24 protein-coding genes are annotated in these 20,711 nt (G+C 42.9%); 4 read left to right on the plus strand and 20 right to left on the minus strand.

What is annotated here, in order from left to right; all coding sequences use genetic code 11:
• Positions 1-64: 64 nt before the first annotated feature.
• Positions 65-835, minus strand: coding sequence for a DUF2145 domain-containing protein (locus DXX94_RS09620; protein ID WP_116015469.1), 771 nt, complete (start codon positions 833-835; stop codon positions 65-67).
• A gap of 81 nt (positions 836-916) precedes the next feature.
• Positions 917-1,285: a hypothetical protein gene (locus DXX94_RS09625; RefSeq protein WP_116015471.1), complete on the minus strand. Its 369-nt coding sequence runs from the start codon at positions 1,283-1,285 to the stop codon at positions 917-919.
• A gap of 136 nt (positions 1,286-1,421) precedes the next feature.
• Here DXX94_RS09625 and DXX94_RS09630 point away from each other — a divergent pair, with 136 nt between their 5' ends.
• The gene (locus DXX94_RS09630; RefSeq protein ID WP_116015473.1) at positions 1,422-2,189 is read left to right on the plus strand and encodes a helix-turn-helix domain-containing protein; all 768 of its coding nucleotides are present in this window, start codon (positions 1,422-1,424) and stop codon (positions 2,187-2,189) included.
• 181 nt (positions 2,190-2,370) lie between these two features.
• Positions 2,371-2,814, plus strand: a complete 444-nt coding sequence (yiaA, locus tag DXX94_RS09635; RefSeq protein ID WP_116015475.1) for an inner membrane protein YiaA — start codon at positions 2,371-2,373, stop codon at positions 2,812-2,814.
• Between the two features lie 133 nt (positions 2,815-2,947).
• Here the strand turns inward: yiaA and DXX94_RS09640 are convergent, their stop codons facing one another.
• The 14 genes from DXX94_RS09640 to DXX94_RS09705 all read right to left on the minus strand — a co-directional run bounded on the left by DXX94_RS09640 (position 2,948) and on the right by DXX94_RS09705 (position 11,594).
• Positions 2,948-3,367 (minus strand): hypothetical protein, encoded by a 420-nt coding sequence (locus DXX94_RS09640; protein WP_181901528.1) that lies wholly within the window; start codon positions 3,365-3,367, stop codon positions 2,948-2,950.
• A gap of 114 nt (positions 3,368-3,481) precedes the next feature.
• Positions 3,482-4,078 carry a substrate-binding domain-containing protein gene (locus DXX94_RS09645; protein ID WP_116015479.1) on the minus strand — a complete coding sequence of 199 codons (597 nt, stop codon included), beginning with the start codon at positions 4,076-4,078 and terminating at the stop codon, positions 3,482-3,484.
• Between the two features lie 333 nt (positions 4,079-4,411).
• Positions 4,412-4,660 carry a 30S ribosomal protein S17 gene (gene rpsQ / locus DXX94_RS09650; protein WP_115998809.1) on the minus strand — a complete coding sequence of 83 codons (249 nt, stop codon included), beginning with the start codon at positions 4,658-4,660 and terminating at the stop codon, positions 4,412-4,414.
• Positions 4,660-4,851 carry a 50S ribosomal protein L29 gene (rpmC, locus tag DXX94_RS09655; protein WP_115998808.1) on the minus strand — a complete coding sequence of 64 codons (192 nt, stop codon included), beginning with the start codon at positions 4,849-4,851 and terminating at the stop codon, positions 4,660-4,662. The genes rpsQ and rpmC overlap by 1 nt, the downstream gene beginning before the upstream one ends.
• Positions 4,851-5,264 carry a 50S ribosomal protein L16 gene (gene rplP, locus DXX94_RS09660; RefSeq protein ID WP_115998807.1) on the minus strand — a complete coding sequence of 138 codons (414 nt, stop codon included), beginning with the start codon at positions 5,262-5,264 and terminating at the stop codon, positions 4,851-4,853. The genes rpmC and rplP overlap by 1 nt, the downstream gene beginning before the upstream one ends.
• 10 nt (positions 5,265-5,274) lie before the next feature.
• Positions 5,275-5,967, minus strand: a complete 693-nt coding sequence (gene rpsC, locus DXX94_RS09665) for a 30S ribosomal protein S3 (RefSeq protein ID WP_116015481.1) — start codon at positions 5,965-5,967, stop codon at positions 5,275-5,277.
• An 11-nt stretch (positions 5,968-5,978) separates the two neighbouring features.
• Positions 5,979-6,311 (minus strand): 50S ribosomal protein L22, encoded by a 333-nt coding sequence (rplV, locus tag DXX94_RS09670; protein WP_115998805.1) that lies wholly within the window; start codon positions 6,309-6,311, stop codon positions 5,979-5,981.
• Between the two features lie 11 nt (positions 6,312-6,322).
• The gene (gene rpsS, locus DXX94_RS09675; protein ID WP_115998804.1) at positions 6,323-6,601 is read right to left on the minus strand and encodes a 30S ribosomal protein S19; all 279 of its coding nucleotides are present in this window, start codon (positions 6,599-6,601) and stop codon (positions 6,323-6,325) included.
• Positions 6,602-6,632: 31 nt separating this feature from the next.
• A complete protein-coding gene (gene rplB / locus DXX94_RS09680; RefSeq protein WP_115998803.1) occupies positions 6,633-7,457 on the minus strand; it encodes a 50S ribosomal protein L2 in 825 nt (274 codons plus the stop codon).
• Between the two features lie 11 nt (positions 7,458-7,468).
• Positions 7,469-7,771: a 50S ribosomal protein L23 gene (rplW, locus tag DXX94_RS09685; RefSeq protein WP_115998802.1), complete on the minus strand. Its 303-nt coding sequence runs from the start codon at positions 7,769-7,771 to the stop codon at positions 7,469-7,471.
• The gene (rplD, locus tag DXX94_RS09690; protein ID WP_115998801.1) at positions 7,768-8,373 is read right to left on the minus strand and encodes a 50S ribosomal protein L4; all 606 of its coding nucleotides are present in this window, start codon (positions 8,371-8,373) and stop codon (positions 7,768-7,770) included. The genes rplW and rplD overlap by 4 nt, the downstream gene beginning before the upstream one ends.
• 18 nt (positions 8,374-8,391) lie before the next feature.
• A complete protein-coding gene (gene rplC / locus DXX94_RS09695; protein ID WP_115998800.1) occupies positions 8,392-9,030 on the minus strand; it encodes a 50S ribosomal protein L3 in 639 nt (212 codons plus the stop codon).
• Between the two features lie 14 nt (positions 9,031-9,044).
• The gene (rpsJ, locus tag DXX94_RS09700) at positions 9,045-9,356 is read right to left on the minus strand and encodes a 30S ribosomal protein S10 (protein ID WP_115998799.1); all 312 of its coding nucleotides are present in this window, start codon (positions 9,354-9,356) and stop codon (positions 9,045-9,047) included.
• Positions 9,357-9,617: 261 nt separating this feature from the next.
• Positions 9,618-11,594, minus strand: coding sequence for a RecQ family ATP-dependent DNA helicase (locus tag DXX94_RS09705; protein ID WP_116015483.1), 1,977 nt, complete (start codon positions 11,592-11,594; stop codon positions 9,618-9,620).
• Between the two features lie 430 nt (positions 11,595-12,024).
• On the opposite strand from DXX94_RS09705, the gene fusA (DXX94_RS09710) reads away from it, so the two are divergent.
• Entirely contained in the window at positions 12,025-14,109 is a 2,085-nt protein-coding gene (fusA, locus tag DXX94_RS09710) for an elongation factor G (protein ID WP_116006517.1), read from the plus strand.
• A gap of 219 nt (positions 14,110-14,328) precedes the next feature.
• Positions 14,329-14,805: a Crp/Fnr family transcriptional regulator gene (locus DXX94_RS09715; protein ID WP_116015485.1), complete on the plus strand. Its 477-nt coding sequence runs from the start codon at positions 14,329-14,331 to the stop codon at positions 14,803-14,805.
• 18 nt (positions 14,806-14,823) lie between these two features.
• Here the strand turns inward: DXX94_RS09715 and DXX94_RS09720 are convergent, their stop codons facing one another.
• The 4 genes from DXX94_RS09720 to rpsG all read right to left on the minus strand — a co-directional run bounded on the left by DXX94_RS09720 (position 14,824) and on the right by rpsG (position 20,695).
• Complete coding sequence (locus tag DXX94_RS09720; RefSeq protein WP_147302265.1) at positions 14,824-15,840, minus strand: energy transducer TonB; 1,017 nt, start codon at positions 15,838-15,840, stop codon at positions 14,824-14,826.
• Between the two features lie 730 nt (positions 15,841-16,570).
• Positions 16,571-17,755: an elongation factor Tu gene (gene tuf, locus DXX94_RS09725; RefSeq protein ID WP_115998782.1), complete on the minus strand. Its 1,185-nt coding sequence runs from the start codon at positions 17,753-17,755 to the stop codon at positions 16,571-16,573.
• 171 nt (positions 17,756-17,926) lie between these two features.
• A complete protein-coding gene (gene fusA / locus DXX94_RS09730) occupies positions 17,927-20,023 on the minus strand; it encodes an elongation factor G (RefSeq protein ID WP_116015489.1) in 2,097 nt (698 codons plus the stop codon).
• Positions 20,024-20,221: 198 nt separating this feature from the next.
• Complete coding sequence (rpsG, locus tag DXX94_RS09735; protein WP_115998793.1) at positions 20,222-20,695, minus strand: 30S ribosomal protein S7; 474 nt, start codon at positions 20,693-20,695, stop codon at positions 20,222-20,224.
• Positions 20,696-20,711: the final 16 nt, after the last annotated feature.

The following is a 20,711-nucleotide window of genomic DNA, read 5'->3' on the forward strand; positions in this document are numbered from 1 at the left end:
GTATAGTATTTGTAAGTAGCGCTACTACTTTCTAAGTAGCGCTTTTTCTTCTAGCTTTACGGCTTTATCCTCTGAAGATATGGGTATCACCTGCCAGTTCATATTTTTCTAGATATCGCACAATAGAGCCAAACGACGTAGTTTTAACTTTTCCTTTGTGATCTCGAGTCGTCACACCATCGGCAAACAAACCGCCCAAGGCTAATTTAAAGCCACTGACTCTGACACGTTGTGGGTCAAAATACTCACGCGCGTTCGCTTTTAACTGGCGCTTGTCAGTCGTTTGGTAAATCGCAGCATTAATAATATCAAGCGTATGTTCGGTACAATTTTGATACTGACTGTTAAACGGATTCGCAATTAACGAATATTTAGGGTTATGTAGTAACTGATTCTTACCACTGGTAATAACTTCAATAATCTTGGTTTGCAGCTCAGGTGTCGGAATAATTATGCCGGCTTTTAGGTCGTAAGCACCCCAGAAAAAATCAACTGGGTAATCTGTTACCAATGCGCTTTCCCCACCATTTTCACCATCTTGATAAAGGTTGTGAATGGCATAACCATTTACCTTTTCACCATTATCTACAGTGATTTGGGAGTACACTGCAATTGCCGTATGAGTAAACTCAATGCCTTTTGGCAATTTCGATTGGGGCTGCCCAACTCTAGCAATAATAAAGGCTCTAGCACCTTGTTTGGCCGCATACTTTTCAACGTCTTTGGCAAACTTAGCGATTTGCTCAGGTTTAAATCTCGCTTCGGCGACTTGGTTGCTGCCAGCAAACGCGTTAAACGCCAATAACGTTAACACGACTAAAAATAAGTTTTTCATATCTGCTTCCTGCTACTCATAAATAATTGACGACTGCCTTTCACTACGGTTTCGTTAGGTAGACTCTACTAAACGAAGGCGTTATTGCTTTTTCATTGCTTCAGTGGGAGAACGATCAACGGTGATCGTGATTTCTGTGACTTCTAACTCCACTGGGTGGTGATGTTTGACGCTACGAGCACTGCTAGTTGCCGCGTCTGACATTCCCTCTGCCAGCTCAACACTCGCAACGCCTGCGCTAACCGCTACACTCCCCCCGACGAGCAATGGCACTGCCACTACTGCGCTGGCAACTTGCGCACTGCCAGCCGCACCATGGGAAAGCGCTAAAGCAGAGTGTTTACTTGCTTCACTACCATGATTAGTTGATGGCTCTGCATAAGCTGCAATAGGCGCTAGTAATGTAGTTGCTAATAATGCACAAACAGCTGAGTTGATTAATGTGTTCATCAGTTTTTCCTTAACAGTTGAATTGTTATTTAACTTAGTCGGAGGCGAGCGACCTGTAAATCCAGCTGTTTGATGTATTACTTAAAACAACTTAAAGTATTAAATTCTGATACTTCAGCGTGATATGGGACAAGGAATGAGCCAGATAAAACAGGTAACGGATACACTTAAGCTGCTACTCAAGCAACATAGTATTACCTATCGTCATATTGCTGACGTGCTAGATATGAGCGAGGCAAATATCAAACGCGTATTTGCAAATCACAGTTTTTCGCTCGAACGGCTAGAACAAATTTGCAATATCATCAACCTAACCCTGTCAGACCTTTTCGCTCTCTCAGCAAAGCAACAACAAGAAAAAATCACAGAGCTCACCTTTGAACAAGAACAGGAGCTTATCGACAACCCCAAACTCCTTTTAATGGCAGTACTAGTGAGAGACTACTGGAAGTTTGAGGAAATTATTGAGCACTATGATATCGAACTGCATGAAGCCATTCGGTTAATGGTAAAGTTGGATAAAATCAAATTGATTCAGCTATTACCTAATAACAACTACAAGTTGCTTATCGCTCAAGATTTTCGTTGGATTAGTAACGGGCCGTTAGAAAGGTTTATGGAAAAGGAAGTACTTAATCGCTTTATGGCCAGTAAGTTTGATAGCGAAGACTGCTTTCGCTTTTACCTACGTGGCCGTTATTCGCAAACGTCGATTGATATTATTCAACGGAAACTAAACCAATTAACCAAAGAAGCTGCCGAACTCAATATCGAAGACAGTAGCCTGCCACTCAACAAGCGTAAACATATGGGGATGCTCTTCGCCATGCGCCCATGGGAGCCATCGCTATTTGAACAGTTCAGAAAGCCAAGCCCAAGCCATAGCATGCCAAAACCGCTATAACTTAGCATTTAGCAACGCCCGAGCAGTTCATAAAGGGACTAAGTCTAGCTTATTGCTACTTGCAGTCTTATCAGCCTAGCCTTTGGAGATGCAGATTTACTTTTGTTCACTGGCAACCAACACTCATTGCCGTCAACACACGTGGTTTTAGCCAATTTAGAATAAATAAGGAGAAAAGAACATGAACGGAAAACCCACCAAAGCATTTGTTTTAGTATCTATCGCAATGTTAATTTCAGGTATAGCAAGTTTTTGTATCGGCTTACTAAACGCTCAAATGGAACTTAATGAAAAAGGCTACTACTTCGCTATTCTTATTTTTGGCCTGTTTTCCTTTGTCTCGCTACAAAAAACGGTGAGAGATAAATTGGAAGGTCAAACCATTTCAAAACCCTATGTGCTGATGTGCTGGGTAGCGGCAGCCGCCGCAATTGCTCTGCTAACTATAGGTTTAATAAATGCTGACTTACTGCTAAGTGAAAAAGGCTTTTATGCCATGGCTTATTTGCTCAGTGGATTCGCGGCGATTACTGTACAGAAAAATGTTAGGGATAGTATTGCTGTTTCATCACACGTAGCGACAGCAATTGAACAACAAGAGTCCGCAGAAGAACAATCGATATAGTCTACTGTAAATACTGACATTGCTTTGTTGCACGGTATACATCACAGCAACTAAGCGATTTTAATCTGACAAATCTAGCAAGGTTTTATAAAACCTTGCTAGTGAAGCGTTATAGATAAACTAACTAATTTATTCAAGTGCAGTTACCTTTGAGCAAAGCATTATCAGTTGATGGCTCTATAGGTAAAGGTAGGTAAGTTTGTGAGATAAATGTTTCTAGGCTAAAAAGTGCAGTTTCGGGATGCCTTTGAGAAAAGCGCGAGAAGTCTATTTTATGTAGGCTATCATCTACAAGGTTTTTCAAAAAGCGACTCATATTCCCTTCTAAACTCGATTGAAAAATGTCGATTACAACATTCATCTCGCAGGGCTGTATATCCTGTTGGTGATAGTCAGATAGCATGTCAAGTGCTTTAGCACCCAAAACGACATGTCCGCCCAATGAAACGTCGAGCGTAGAATTTAGGTTGGTTTCGTCCCAGTTCATTCCACCTACCGTTACAGGATAAGGTAAGTTTGCGTCTTGTACTGCTTCCAATGCACCAAAAGCCATAGGGTCATTAGCCGACCAAATTATATCGACACGGGCGCGTTGAAGAATGCCCTTTACCTTTATATATGCTTCGGCCTTTGACCAATTAGCAACTGGATAATCTATTAACCTGACCTACTTATGTGCTGATAAGACCTGCTGTAGACCATGCGCTCTTTCAATAGCCGCGGCAGAAGCAAAGTCCCCTCTCAAGGCAAGTAAATTTATTGATTCCGAGTTTTTATCATGCAAAGAAATCAACTCACTCAATAAATATTCACCTGCTTTCCTGTTATCTGGTACAACACTGCCAATTAGAGACTTTTGCTCTGACTCAGATAAGCTCTCACGCTCTTTATTGTTAAATCCATTTAATAGCGCAAAAACGGGAATTTCATGTTTAGCAAATAGTTTTAGTTGCGCTATCCCGCCCCCTTTTTCGTTAACGATAATGGCGTAATCAGGATTGTGCTCCAATGCTTTATTCGCTAATGACTTCATTTGAATATGATTCCTGTTAGCGAAAAGACTAATTAATTCAATATTCAAATCATCGGCAGCAGCTTGCATGATTTTACTGACATTCGACCAAAAGCGCCCAGTCTCATCTCCTTGAGCATGCCCTGGGTTGATGAATACAACTTTAAAGTCTTTTTTAATCTCTTGCGCTGCAGCTACAGGGCTGCAAAGTAAGAAGGATATAATTGAGTTCCAAAGGGTGTACCTTTTCATGACAAGAATCGTTTGTAGATCAGCCAGTAACGCGTTTGCTAATTGTTAACTATAGACCATCTATCTATAGGCTTCTGCTTGTCGCGATTACAAGCTCAATCGAGAGCGCTGCATTCGCCACTATGTTTAAGCCCCATTAATAAAATAAAGACGCTCAATAGTCACATATGAAAGTATTATCTTTTCAATAGGTTTTTCATTTTTATACAGACAATTGACGCTTAAGGGTTCTAATACATTATACAGCTATCAAAATGCCCAAAAACAAAAAGGCTCCGCTAAATAAATAGCAGAGCCTTTTAAGTGTCACTAAAGTGAACTAGAAAAAACTAATTAAGCTTTCTCTACTACGTCAACCAAAGTCCAAGACTTAGTCTTAGAGATTGGTGCACATTCACGAATAGTTACTACGTCGCCCGCGTTACATACGTTAGCTTCATCGTGTGCTTTCAACTTAGTTGAACGCGTAATGAATTTACCGTAGATAGGGTGTTTTACACGACGCTCAATCAACACTGTGATCGACTTGTCCATCTTGTCGCTAACTACGCGACCTTGTAATGTACGGATTTTATCAGTCATTACGCACCTGCCTTCTCAGTGATGATGGTTTTAACGCGTGCAATGTTGCGACGCACTGTACGTAGCATGTGTGTTTGAGCTAACTGGCCAGTACTTGCTTGCATACGTAAGTTAAATTGCTCACGTAGTAAGTTAAGTAATTCAGCATTAAGCTCTTCAATGCTTTTTTCTTTAAGTTCGTTAGCTTTCATTACATCACCGTTCTAGTTACGAAGGTTGTTTTGAACGGAAGTTTAGCTGCTGCAAGCTCGAAAGCTTCGCGTGCTAATTCCTCTGGAACACCTTCCATTTCATAAAGAACACGACCAGGTAGAATTTGACATACCCAGTATTCTACAGAACCTTTACCTTTACCCATACGAACCTCAAGAGGCTTCTTGGTAATTGGCTTGTCTGGGAATACACGGATCCAGATTTTACCTTGACGCTTAACGTGACGTGTCATTGCACGACGAGCTGCTTCGATTTGACGAGCTGTCATACGACCACGCTCAACAGATTTCAAACCGTAAGTACCGAAGCTAACTGTGCTACCAGTGTGTGCAAGACCACGGTTACGCAGTTTCATTTGCTTACGGAATTTAGTACGTTTTGGTTGTAACATTACTTAACTCCTACTTGCTCTTGCGGTTGTTGCGCTTCTTAGGCTTAGCTGGTGCTTCAACCTGTGCAGGCATACCACCGATAACTTCACCTTTGAAGATCCACACTTTGATACCGATAGTACCGTAAGTAGTTTCACCACGTGCAGTTGCGTAATCGATATCAGCACGTAAAGTGTGTAATGGTACACGGCCTTCACGGTACCACTCTGAACGAGCGATGTCCGCGCCGCCTAAACGACCACTAACTTCAACTTTGATACCTTTAGCACCTAAACGCATAGCGTTTTGTACGGCACGCTTCATCGCGCGACGGAACATAACACGACGCTCTAGTTGGCTAGCAATGCTGTCAGCAACTAGTTGTGCATCCATCTCTGGCTTACGTACTTCAGCAATGTTGATTTGCGCAGGTACACCAGCGATTTTAGATACGTGTACACGTAACTTTTCTACGTCTTCACCTTTCTTACCGATAACAACACCCGGACGAGCCGTGTGGATAGTTACGCGGATAGACTTAGCTGGACGCTCGATTACGATCTTCGATAACGAAGCACGCTTTAACTTTTCAGTTAAGTATTGACGTACTAAGTGATCACCATGAATGTTATCTGCAAACTCTTTAGTGCTTGCAAACCATGTAGACGCGAAAGGCTTGGTGATACCTAAGCGAATACCGGTAGGATGTACTTTTTGACCCATACTAATATCTCCTAGCTATCAGCTACAATCACAGTGATGTGACTAGTACGCTTAAGGATACGATCCGCGCGACCTTTCGCACGTGGCTTGATACGTTTCATCGTAGGACCATCGTCAACCATAATAGTTTTAACGAATAATTCATCGATGTCTGCACCTTCGTTGTGCTCTGCATTAGCGATCGCTGAGTTTAGAACTTTCTTAACTAAAACAGCAGCTGATTTGTTGCTGTATTCTAAGATTTCTAACGCTTTTTCAACGTGAAGACCACGGATTTGGTCTACCACTAAACGTGCTTTTTGCGCAGAACCACGGGCAAATTTATGTTTAGCAATTGCTTCCATTTAACTTCCCCTTACTTCTTCTTCGCTTTCTTGTCCGCAGCGTGACCGCGGTAAGTGCGAGTTGGTGCAAATTCACCTAATTTGTGACCGATCATTTCATCAGTTACAAATACAGGTACGTGTTGACGGCCATTATGGACAGCAATGGTCAATCCGATCATGTTAGGGATGATCATTGAACGACGAGACCAAGTCTTAATAGGTTTCTTGTTCCCGCTTTCCAGAGCTTTCTCTACCTTCGTCAACAAGTGTAGGTCAATAAATGGACCTTTCTTGAGAGAACGTGGCATGGTATTTCCTCTTATTTAATAACTAGTACTATTACTTAGTACGACGACGTACGATGAACTTATCAGTACGCTTGTTCTTACGAGTCTTGTAACCCTTAGTAGGTACACCCCAAGGTGATACTGGGTGACGACCACCTGAAGTACGACCTTCACCACCACCGTGCGGGTGATCAACCGGGTTCATCGCCACACCACGTACGGTAGGACGAACACCACGCCAGCGCGAAGCACCAGCTTTACCAAGAGAACGTAACATGTGCTCTGCGTTACCGATTTCACCTAAAGTTGCACGACATTCCGCTTCAACTTTACGCATTTCGCCTGAACGAAGACGTAGAGTTACGTAAGCGCCGTCTTTAGCAACTAATTGTGCATAAGTACCAGCAGCACGCGCGATTTGAGCACCTTTACCAGGCTTCAATTCGATTGCGTGGATTACACTACCTAGCGGCATGTTGCGAAGTGGCAACGTGTTACCTGCTTTGATAGGTGCATCTACACCAGACTGGATTGAATCGCCAGCTTGAACACCTTTAGGTGCTAAGATGTAACGACGCTCACCGTCTGCGTATAATACTAAAGCGATGTTTGCGCTGCGGTTTGGATCATATTCCAAACGCTCAACTTTTGCAGGGATACCGTCTTTAGTACGCTTAAAGTCAATTACGCGATAGTGATGCTTGTGACCACCACCAACGTGACGAACTGTAATACGACCAGTATTGTTACGACCGCCAGACTTAGAGTTTTTCTCTAAAAGTGGTGCGTAAGGCTTACCTTTGTACAAGTCCGGGTTAACCACTTTAACGACGTGGCGACGACCCGGAGAAGTTGGTTTACATTTAACTACAGCCATTTGTACTTCTCCTATGCTTCTGCGCCAACGAAGTCGATGTCGCTACCTTCAGCAAGAGTAACGTACGCTTTCTTCCAGTCGCTACGACGACCAAAACGAGCACCTGTACGCTTTGTTTTACCCTTGACATTTAGAGTACGAACACCATCAACTTTTACTTCGAAAAGTTGCTCAACAGCGGCTTTGATTTCAGCTTTTGTAGCAGTAGTAGCTACTTTGAAAACAACCGTGTTGTTTGCTTCAGCAGCCATTGTTGCTTTTTCAGAAATGTTTGGTGCCAATAGCACTTTCAACAAACGTTCTTCGCTTATCATGCTAACATCTCCTCAATTTGCTTAACCGCACCAGCAGTCATTAATACTTTTTCGAAACCAACTAAAGAAACTGGGTCGATGCCTTGTACGTCACGAACGTCAACTTTGTATAAGTTGCGAGCAGATAAGAATAAGTTCTCGTCTACTTCTGGTGTAACGATTAATACATCTTTAAGTTCTAAACCTTTAAGCTTAGCAACTAATTCTTTAGTTTTAGGTGTATCTACTGCGAAGTCGTTAACAACCACTAAACGGTCTTGACGAACTAACTCAGAAAGGATGCTTTGGATCGCACCGCGATACATCTTACGGTTTACTTTTTGGCTGTGGTCTTGAGGACGTGCAGCGAATGTTACGCCACCAGTTCTCCAGATTGGACCACGAGTTGTACCAGCACGTGCACGGCCAGTACCTTTTTGACGCCATGGCTTTTTACCACCGCCGCTAACTTCAGAACGGTTCTTTTGCTTAACAGTACCTTGACGAGCACCTGCTGCGTAAGCAACAACTACTTGGTGTACTAAAGCTTCGTTGAATTCACGACCGAACGTTGCTTCTGAAACTTCAACAGCGCCTGACGCGTCTTTTAATGCTAATTCCATCAAAATTCTCCTCAGACGTTAGGCTTTAACAGCTGGCTTGATGATTACGTCAGCGTTTACGTGACCCGGAACTGCACCTTTAATAAGAAGCAAGTTACGTTCAGCATCTACGCGAACTAACTCAAGGTTTTGCGTAGTAACTTTCGCAGCACCCATGTGACCAGACATTTTTTTGCCTTTAAATACGCGACCTGGTGTTTGACATTGACCGATTGAACCGTTTGAACGGTGAGACAATGAGTTACCGTGTGACATATCTTGAGTACGGAAATTCCAACGCTTGATACCGCCTTGGAAACCTTTACCCTTTGAAGTGCCTGTCACGTCTACTAATTTAGTATCGTTGAATAGCTCAACAGTGATTTCGCTACCAGTTGCTAATTCTGCACCTTCGCCTTCCGCTAAACGGAATTCCCATAAACCACGACCTGCTTCGATACCTGCTTTCGCAAAGTGACCAGCTGCTGGCTTGTTTACACGGTTAGCTTTTTTAGCACCAGTTGTAACTTGAATCGCTGAGTAACCATCGTTGTCTACAGTTTTTACCTGAGCAACACGGTTAGCTTCAACTTCTAGGACAGTTACTGGAGTTGAAACGCCATCTTCAGAGAAGATGCGAGTCATACCAACTTTACGTCCAACTAGACCTATAGTCATGTTAAAACCCCCTATTAACCCAAGCTAATTTGAACGTCGACACCAGCTGCTAAGTCTAAACGCATTAATGCATCAACAGTCTTTTCAGTTGGTTCTACGATATCAATTAAACGCTTGTGAGTACGAATCTCGTACTGGTCACGCGCATCTTTGTTAACGTGTGGAGAAATCAAAACAGTGAAACGCTCTTTGCGCGTTGGTAATGGAATAGGACCACGAACCTGTGCACCAGTGCGTTTAGCAGTGTCAACGATCTCTGCTGTAGATTGATCAATCAAACGATGATCGAACGCTTTCAAACGAATGCGAATTCTTTGATTTGACATTTATCAAATCCCCTAATAAAAGAACGAACAAAGTACAGCCCATCGCCTTCATAGTGATTGAAGGGGGGTGTACCGATTATTTCATTCGACTCCCAATCGGAGTCGCTGTATAGCAAGAATTACTTGGCTTTGGCCGAAACCAGAAACTAAATAATCTTTACATCTCACGTAGGCATTCGCCAACGTGGACGCGCATTATACTTAAACTGCTTAAAAGTGCAACACTTAATTTGAATGCCAGTTTCCGGTGAGCGAATAAAACTATGTGCTAAGTAAATGATTCAGTTTTTGTTTAACCTCGGCATAAGGCAATTGCTGACACAAACCAAAACCGCTCAGTGATTTAACTTTATGGCGACCGAAAAGTGGCACTGTCATGCCAGCGAGGAATCGACTTATCGTGGTGATTGAAATTGGTTGGTCAACTTTAGGGGATAAATGCGTTACCAATTCATTAGCCACAGCTTTGATCACGCTATCTTCTGGCCACATGCTTTGTGTAGATAGTGTAAGGTTTGCCACCTGACCTCGACAGACGCTGCAATGACCACACTGATCAGGCGCTTGGTTATCATCAAAGTAATTGGCGAGTTGCGCGGTTAAACAATCAGCAGAATTGAAAAACGCCACTAATCGGCTTAAACGCGCAATCTCTTTGCTTTCGTTACTGGCAAAGTAATCAGCCAAGTAGCCAGCTAATCCTTCATTATTTAAAGCCTGCTGATTAACCCGATAAACATCGGTCACTTGTTTGGTTTCGATAACGATTAAACCTTTATCGGCTAGATACTCAAGTGCCGTTAAAATACGTTTGCGATCACTACCGCTATGGTGGCTGATGGCATCAAAATCAGGCTGATACCAAACTTTTTTACCAGCAGAATAATCGAAAACGGTTTGTAAAAACTGCTGTCGCTCGCCCTCAAACATGGCGACGATTTCTTGCGCTGTGCTAACAAACTTAAACTTTACTTCCGCAAAGTAGCTATAACTCGCCTGCAGTACACCCGCTAGCTCAAGTTGCACTAATAAAGTTTTGAGTGGTAGCTGTTTAATATTACTGGCAGTCGATAATCGATGTAATTGTAAAGACCAATTACCATGTTCCTGCTCTTCGCGAATATCATTAAGTACATGTTCGATACCGGTTTGCTCGGGCGTGTCACCATAAACGAAGTTTTCCAATACGGTTAAACCATCAAGATTTGCTAGCACAATGCAATTGCTTGGCTGACCATCTCGCCCTGCACGACCAATTTCTTGGCTATAGTTTTCAATCGACTTGGGCAGGTCATAATGAATCACGAAGCGGATATCACTTTTATCCACCCCCATACCAAAGGCAATGGTGGCAACGACCACTTGAGTTTCCCCAGCCATAAACCGTTGCTGAATATCACTGCGTACTTCATTGTCTAATCCAGCATGATAAGCTTTAGCATTGATACCTTGCAGGATAAGAAAACTTGCCACCTGCTCGGCGGATTGTTGCAAGGTGACATAAACGACACCATTTACGAAACCATTGGGGTTTTGCCCTTTTGATTGCTGCTGTTGTTTCTGCTCCGCGACTACCTTTAACAATTGCGCCTGCTTTTGTTCCTCAACACAAGCAACCACAGATAAATCCAAGTTTTGGCGATAAAAGCCGGTTTGTACGATATGCTCAGGTGCGATGGCAAAGCGCTCTGCCATATCTTGTTTCACTTGTTTGGTTGCGGTTGCAGTTAATAGTAGCGTTAACGGAATATTTAGCTCTTTGGCGTAAGTGGGCAGCTTTAGATAGTCCGGACGAAAGTTATGCCCCCACTCGGAGACACAATGTGCTTCATCCACGACGAGCATAGAAATAGGTAAACGATGAATCAGTTGCCGAAAGCGTTCATTCTTAAAGCGTTCGACCGATACCATCAATATTTTGATTTCGCCGTTATTTAGCCCCTGCACTACACCTTGATGTTCTTCATAGCTTAGCGTTGAATCAATACTCGCAGCATTAATACCTTTACTGCGTAAAAATCCTAATTGGTCTTTCATTAACGCTAATAAAGGTGACACCACTAAAGTTAGGTGCGGTAAATGCAGTGCCGCTAATTGATAACATAAGGACTTACCCGAGCCGGTTGGAAATATCGCCAATGAAGAATTGCCAGCCAAAAGTTGCTGAACCACTTGCTCTTGCCCTGCCCTAAATTGGTCAAAGCCGAAATACTGTTGTAATGAGGGGGTTAAATTCATCACAAATTCCTTTTGCTATTGTTATGCGCAATTATTTTGCCGTGCTTAAACGCGACGTTCTTATTTTGCTCAGTTAATACTTGTGCCATTAAGCTTTTATCATTTTGGATATTGTAAGGGTGCATTGATGAAGTGATCATCCGATCAACCATACCTATATAAGCACATATTATAGGGTTAGTACTGAGCCACAGTGTTATCAGTTTAACGCAGTCCATAGCGTAAATAGTTAACTAATTACTATAACATTAGCTGAAACCTGGTTAGCACTTATTTACCTGCAAGAATACGCTAAATTGACACAGTTCAGTGACGAAAAGATTAATTTCAACTTTTTCTATGTTGGTTTTCGTTAAGTTCTGGTATACTCGCGCGGTTTTTAATCACTAACCCCTAATTGATTTTAATTAGGTACAAGCAGAGCAAGAAAATGGCAGATTTATCAAAATACAGAAATATTGGTATTTTCGCTCACGTTGATGCTGGTAAAACCACAACAACTGAACGAATTTTGAAACTTACAGGTATGATCCACAAGATCGGTGAAGTTCACGATGGTGAATCTACTACTGACTTCATGGAGCAAGAAGCTGAGCGTGGTATTACTATCCAGTCTGCTGCTGTTACTTGTGAGTGGAAAAAGCACCGTTTTAACGTAATCGACACCCCGGGTCACGTTGACTTCACAGTTGAAGTTTACCGTTCTCTTAAAGTTCTTGATGGTGGTATTGGTGTATTCTGTGGTTCTGGTGGTGTTGAGCCGCAATCAGAAACTAACTGGCGTTACGCGAACGAGTCAAAAGTTGCTCGTTTGATCTTCGTTAACAAGTTAGACCGTTTAGGTGCAAACTTCTTCCGCGTTAAAGACCAAGTGAAAAACGTACTTGGCGCTAACCCACTAGTTATGACTTTACCAATTGGTGAAGAAGATAACTTCGTTGGTGTTGTTGACGTATTAAGCCAAAAAGCTTACGTATGGGATGATTCAGGTCAACCAGAAAACTACGAAGTTCAAGACATTCCAGCAGACATGGTAGACCAAGCTGCTGAGTACCGTGAAATGTTAATCGAAACTGCACTAGAAGCAGACGATGACTTATTAATGGAATACATGGAAGGTGTTGAGCCTTCTGAAGAGCAAATCAAAGCCTGTATCCGTAAAGGTACAAACGAGTTATTGTTCTTCCCTACATACTGTGGTTCTGCGTTCAAGAACAAAGGTATGCAATTGCTTCTTGACGCTGTTGTTGACTACTTACCGTCACCAACTGAAGTACCACCTCAGCCATTAACTGATGAAGAAGGTGAGCCTACTGGTGAACACGCTATTGTTGACGCTGAAGAGCCGTTCCGTGCATTAGCATTCAAAATTATGGATGACCGTTTCGGTGCACTTACGTTCGTACGTGTATACTCTGGTCGCATCAAGAAAGGTGATACAGTACTTAACTCGTTCACTGGTAAAACTGAGCGTATCGGCCGTATGGTTGAGATGCAAGCGGAAGACCGTACTGAGCTTACTGAAGCACAAGCGGGTGACATTCTTGCTATCGTAGGTATGAAGAACGTTCAAACAGGTCACACATTATGTGATGTGAAACAACCTTGTACGCTTGAAGCGATGGTATTCCCAGAGCCAGTAATCTCAATCGCTGTTTCTCCAAAAGAGAAAGGTGGTGCTGAGAAGATGGGTATCGCGATCGGTAAGATGGTTGCAGAAGATCCAACGTTCCAAGTTGAAACTGACGAAGATTCAGGTGAAACCATCCTTAAAGGTATGGGTGAACTTCACTTAGACATCAAAGTTGACATCCTTAAGCGTACTTACGGTGTTGAACTAGAAGTTGGTAAGCCACAAGTAGCGTACCGTGAAACGATCACACAAGCGATTGAAGATTCTTACACGCATAAGAAACAATCTGGTGGTTCTGGTCAGTTCGGTAAGATCGACTACCGCATCAAGCCAGGTGAGCCAAACTCAGGCTTCACATTTAAGTCTACCGTTGTAGGTGGTAACGTTCCTAAGGAATTCTTCCCTGCAATCGAGAAAGGCTTTAAAGGAATGATGGATCAAGGTGTTCTAGCTGGCTTCCCAGTATTAGACGTTGAGATCGAATTATTCGACGGTGGTTTCCACGCAGTTGACTCGTCAGCAGTAGCGTTCGAAATCGCAGCGAAAGGCGCTTTCCGTCAATCAATTCCAAAAGCTGGTGCACAACTTCTTGAGCCAATCATGAAAGTTGACGTGTTCACGCCAGAAGACAACGTTGGTGACGTAATTGGTGACCTTAACCGTCGTCGCGGTATGATCAAAGACCAAGAAGCTGGTACTACTGGCGTTCGCATTAAAGCAGACGTTCCATTATCAGAAATGTTTGGTTACATCGGTCACTTACGCACAATCACTTCAGGTCGTGGTCAATTCTCTATGGAATTCAGCCACTACGCAGCAGCACCACAGAACGTTGCTGAAGAAGTTATCGCTGAAGTTAAAGCACGTAACGAAGCTAAGTAATTTAGTTTTTTAAAGTGTTTCGAAAAGCCTCGCTAATGCGGGGCTTTTTTATATCTGTTTTTCAACTACACAATGGAAGCCAGAAATTTCAATTAGCGCTGCTTCTGGCAATGTTATCTATTTTGGAATAGTAAAATTACACTCACTAATTAGCATAGCCATTGACTAATCAATTTAGCTCGGCAAAATAAGCTGCTAGTGATGTAATGGTTTAACGCTATGTTACCACTTAATAAAATTTCCAAACTAAAACTACTTGAGATAATTGGTCGCATAAATTTCTTTAAGGGCTTTACCATAGCGCAGCGTGAGTTACTGCTCCAAAAAAGTAAAGTCTATAACTGTAAGCCAAATCAATTTGTGCAATCTGAGTTAGATCACAACAGTCATTTCTATATCGTGCTATCCGGTGAAGTAGAAATACTTAAACAAGGAGGCTCTCAAGCGCTTGGTGTTATCAAAGCAGGTCAGTTTATAGGTGAAGGTAGCTTTATTAAGAAAAGGCCTAAAAGTGCTACTGCTAAAGCCTTAAACGAAGTTATTGTGCTTTGTATGGATCAAGACACCTTGCATGGCCTGCCACATGCTTTGAAGGGCAAATTTAAAGATGCCGTTATTGAAGGAATGGCAGAGCGAATTGTATACCTTAGCGGACAAATCCAAGATTTTCATCACAAGTACTCCCCTGAAAGCTGATCGCACTTAGCGATCACCCTAATCCAATATCTCGCCTAACTTAATATGCACAGCCCCGCTTTCAACTATAGTTAGCTCGGTGTCTTCCGTTGCTCGGATAAGCAAGCGACAATCAATTGCTGTTGAAGGAATTAATAGCATTTCTGTTATGGAAACATTTTCGACATGGTTTTTACAGCGAAGTTGGGCTTCCACATTATCACTAACTGTTTCTAGTTGAACTTCTCGCCTGGTGATAGCGTGATAAGCAGGAGACTCTTCACTGATAGAATAGCGCTTGGTTATTTCCTTGTGCTGCTCGATACTCTGCTGCACGCTATCATAATAAGACTGGTAAACCTGAGCAGATATCTCAATTCCTGATAAGGTTTTAAAGGAGTTAGCGACTTCCAGTGCAAGCCGATGATCTTGCTTGTAAAGTGCATAATCGAATAAGTTTTTTGTTGCCGTGTAAGCCGAGTGATTATCTAAGAAGTCTTTTAGCATCCAAGCATCAAACACGTGCTCGCCATAGCGAGGCCAATCCTTTGCCTGTGCATAAACAAAACTACTAATAAATGCGTAAAATGCTTGTTCAGTTAAGTTCTTCGTAGCTTGCTTTACGTTGTTCAACTCATGTTCTGCCTTAACGGCATTGTCTTTGACTAATGACTTAGTTTTCTCATATGACTGAGCAAAGCGAGGTGATATTCCATCGTTAGAGCCACTACTTAGCGCTTTGTCATAACGCCATAGTAGTCTTTGCTCACTATTGATAGGCTTATCATAAATTCTCGCTGGCTGGTAAGTTAGGTTTTTAAGCCATTGCTTTGCCACCCCCGAAATATCTCTAAAGTCACTTTTGTTCAAAACGACTATGTCAGTTGCTTTGCCTTCTTTATTGATAACAAAACTTATGTAAGCATACGATTCTACTCGAGACGCAAAGCTATCTTCACGATACTTTTTATTGGCATTCTCCAATAACTTGGCAGGGATAAAGACTTGCGAGGAGCAAGTAAAAGAAAAGAACAATAAACAAAGAACATAGCGCATTAATCATCATCCATGAGTAAAAGGTGCGACAAGCAAAACAATAGCCTACTTTACAGGTATCCTAACACCAGATAAAAAACTGGTTAAAATCAGTTTTTATTCTTCAAGCCTAGGCAATTGAACCAATATTGGCATTATTCCAACACTAGAACCTTGGTGTTTCTATGATTACGCTCTAATAATTGGCGTACACCTTTACAACCCCAAACGCAAAAGACTGCTCTTACGAGCTTTTCCGTTTTGTATTCTAGAGTCTAACGATATTAGTTGATGCATGTCTTAGATATAGCGATACAACACCAGCACCTAGCATCAGCGTATTCTTTCAGCCGCTTTAAATAGCACCACAGCTTTACTTTATCCTAAACGCAAAAAAGGCCGCTTGCGCGACCTTTCTCAACGTGTATTCTAGCATCTATCGATATTGGTTGATGCATGTCTCAGGTGCAGCGATACAACGCCAGCACCTAAATTGTCTGCTTTGGGTTCACCAAAAAATTTGCTAAACCCCAAACGCAAAAAAGGCCGCTTTCTCGACCTTCTCAACGTGTATTCTAGCATCTATCGATATTGGTTGATGCATGTCTCAGGTGCAGCGATACAACGCCAGCACCTAGCATCAGCGTATTATTTCAGCCGCTTTCAATAGCACCACAATTTACTAAACCCCAAACGCAAAAAAGGCCGCTTGCGCGACCTTTCTCAACGTGTATTCTAGAATCTATCGATATTAGTCGATGATTTTAGATACAACACCAGCACCTACTGTGCGGCCACCTTCACGGATAGCGAAGCGTAAACCTTCGTCCATCGCGATTGGGTTGATTAGCTCAACAACAAACTTCAAGTTGTCGCCAGGCATTACCATTTCTACACCTTCTGGAAGCTCTACAGCACCAGTGATGTCAGTTGTACGGAAGTAGAACTGTGGACGGTAGCCTTTGAAGAATGGCGTGTGACGGCCACCTTCGTCTTTAGTTAATACGTAAACTTCAGACTCGAACTTAGTGTGTGGAGTGATTGAACCAGGCTTAGCTAGTACCTGACCACGTTGTACTTCATCACGCTTAGTACCACGAAGAAGAACACCACAGTTCTCACCCGCACGACCTTCGTCTAGAAGCTTACGGAACATTTCAACACCAGTACAAGTAGTCGTCGTAGTTTCTTTGATACCTACGATTTCTACGTCGTCACCTACTGTGATGATACCACGCTCAACACGACCTGTTACTACAGTACCACGACCTTGGATTGAGAATACGTCTTCGATTGGTAAGATGAAGTCACCGTCGATTGCACGCTCTGGCTCTGGAATGTAAGTGTCTAACTGGTTAGCAAGCTCAAGGATTTTCTCTTCCCATTGTGCTTCACCGTTAAGTGCGCCTAATGCAGAACCTTGGATTACTGGTAAGTCGTCACCTGGGAAGTCGTATTCTGAAAGAAGTTCACGAACTTCCATCTCTACAAGCTCAAGTAGCTCTTCGTCGTCTACCATGTCACACTTGTTTAAGAATACGATGATGTAAGGTACACCTACTTGGCGAGAAAGAAGGATGTGCTCACGTGTTTGTGGCATAGGACCGTCAGTAGCAGCACATACTAAGATTGCACCGTCCATTTGAGCAGCACCAGTGATCATGTTTTTAACATAATCGGCGTGACCTGGACAGTCTACGTGTGCGTAGTGACGTGTTTCTGTGTCGTACTCGATGTGAGAAGTATTGATTGTAATACCACGCTCACGCTCTTCTGGAGCGTTATCGATTTGAGCGAAATCACGAACTTCACCACCGTGAGTTTTTGTTAATACTGCAGAGATAGCAGCTGTTAAAGTAGTTTTACCGTGGTCAACGTGGCCGATAGTACCAACGTTTACGTGCGGTTTCGAACGTTCAAATTTTTCTTTAGCCATTTTACATGTACCTTAAAGATTACCAATTAAATTTAATTTTTAGCACTTAGCGACTGTTGACCACTGAGCAGCAAGGCACTGATTGTAGAGAATGCGAATTCTCTTGTCAAAGCAATGCCAGTGCCTTGTGCACCACCACTAAAGTGCGAGAAAGTTCACCTTTAAAAAAGGCTAGCCCCCTCGGGATTCAATAACTGAGTCAGCTACTGCTTTTGGAGCCTCTGCATACTTAGAAAACTCCATAGAATAAGAGGCGCGACCTTGAGTTGCACTACGTAAATCAGTTGCGTAGCCAAACATCTCTGCCAATGGCACAAGCGCGTTAACGAGCTTCATACCAGCAGGGCCTTCGTCCATCCCATCGATCATGCCGCGACGACGGTTTAAATCGCCTACCACATCACCCATGTTCTCTTCTGGCGTTGTCACTTCTACTTTCATCATTGGCTCTAACAGTGCAGGATTGGCTTCCATTGCACCTTTCTTAAAGCCCATAGACGCAGCGATTTTAAACGCCATTTCGTTAGAGTCAACGTCGTGGAATGAACCATCGTATAACGTGACTTTAACACCAAGCAGCGGGTAGCCGGCTAATACGCCAGATTCCATCTGCTCTTTACAACCTTTTTCAACTGCTGGGATGTATTCTTTTGGAACCACACCACCAACAATCTCATTAACGAATTCGAAACCATCGCCTTCGATTGGTTCCATTTTCAACCAAACATGACCGAATTGACCACGGCCACCTGATTGGCGAACAAATTTGCCTTCAGCTTCAACCGTTGAACGAATGCTTTCACGGTAGGCAACTTGTGGCTTACCAACGTTACAATCAACTTTGAATTCACGCATCATGCGGTCGACAATGATATCTAAGTGTAGCTCACCCATACCAGAAATGATGGTTTGGCCTGACTCTTCATCTGTCTCTACGCGGAATGATGGATCTTCTGCCGCTAGCTTGCCTAACGCGATACCCATTTTCTCTTGGTCAGCCTTCGTTTTTGGCTCTACAGCAACAGAGATCACTGGCTCTGGGAATTCCATACGCTCTAACGTGATAATGTTGTTATTATCACAAAGTGTGTCACCAGTAGTGACATCTTTTAAGCCAATTGCTGCTGCGATATCGCCAGCGCGAACTTCTTTAATTTCTTGACGGTCATTTGAGTGCATTTGCACGATACGACCAAAGCGCTCTTTCTTACCTTTCACTGGGTTGTAAACACTGTCGCCAGTTTGAACAACACCAGAGTAGGTACGGAAGAAAGTTAATGTGCCCACAAATGGATCTGTGGCGATTTTAAATGCAAGCGCAGCAAATGGCGCATTGTCATCAGCTTCACGAACACCTTCAGACTCGTCTTCGTTGATACCTTTGATCGCTTCAACTTCGGTTGGTGCTGGTAAGTACTCAATTACGGCGTCAAGTACCGCTTGCACACCTTTGTTCTTAAACGCTGAGCCACAAGCACATAAGACGATTTCGTTAGCAAGTGTACGTTGGCGAAGACCAGCTTTAATTTCTTCCTCTGACAGATCACCTTCTTCTAGGTATTTCTCCATCAAGTCATCATTAGCTTCAGCCGCTTCTGAAACTAGGTTCTCACGCCATTCTTCGGCAAGTTCAACCATATCTGCTGGAATATCTTCATAAGTGAAGGTCATGCCTTGATCGGCTTCATTCCAGTTAATGGCTTTCATTTTCGCTAGGTCAACAACGCCAGTAAAATCTTCTTCACTGCCAATGGCAAGCTGCATAGGCACGGCATTGGCACCTAAGCGGTTTTTAATTTGATCAACAACATTTAGGAAGTTTGCGCCCATACGGTCCATCTTGTTGACGAATACCATACGTGGCACAGAGTATTTTTCCATTTGGCGCCAAACCGTCTCGGTTTGTGGTTGTACACCTGAAGACGCACATAGTACTAGTACTGCACCATCAAGCACACGTAATGAACGCTCTACTTCGATAGTGAAATCAACGTGACCCGGAGTATCAATGATGTTTACGCGGTGATCTTCAAATTGCGCATCCATACCTTTCCAGAAACAAGTGGTTGCAGCTGAGGTAATAGTAATACCACGCTCTTGCTCTTGTTCCATCCAGTCCATGGTTGCGGCACCATCGTGCACTTCACCGATTTTGTGAGATAGACCCGTGTAGAAAAGTACACGTTCTGTTGTTGTTGTTTTACCTGCGTCAACGTGAGCACAAATACCGATGTTACGGTAACGCTCAATAGGTGTTGTACGAGCCACTTATGTATCCTCTGTGCTAGGGCAACATTTAAACGATTAATGATCATCGCTAATGTGTTGCCTTAAACTAACTTTAAAAAGTACTCAATGCAGATAAACACTTTTGAAAATTAGTCGCCGGTAAAGACGTCAATAACTCCCTATGGGAAGTATAGAAAAGCGTAGTGACAATAAGATGTCACTACGCTTGCCTTTATATTACCAACGGTAATGTGCGAACGCTTTGTTCGCTTCGGCCATACGGTGAACGTCTTCACGTTTCTTAACCGCTGAACCTTTGTTCTCAGCTGCATCTAACATTTCGTTAGCTAGACGCTGAGCCATTGATTTTTCACCACGTTTACGAGCTGCTTCAACTAACCAACGCATGGCTAGCGCGTTACGACGTACTGGACGAACTTCAACTGGAACTTGGTAAGTAGAACCACCAACACGACGAGACTTAACTTCAACCGCTGGGCGGATGTTTTCTAGCGCTTCTTCGAAAAGGTCTAGATGTTCTTTCTCGTTGTTTTTTTCCGCTAAGATGTCTAGTGCACCATAAACGATTTTTTCTGCAACAGCTTTTTTACCATCAACCATAAGGATGTTGATGAATTTTGCTAATAGTTCATTACCGAACTTAGGATCTGGCAATATTTTACGTTGCCCTACGACGCGTCTTCTTGGCATCTTGAATTCTCCGTTT

The organism is Thalassotalea euphylliae (genome assembly GCF_003390375.1).
Taxonomy (GTDB): domain Bacteria; phylum Pseudomonadota; class Gammaproteobacteria; order Enterobacterales; family Alteromonadaceae; genus Thalassotalea_F; species Thalassotalea_F euphylliae_A.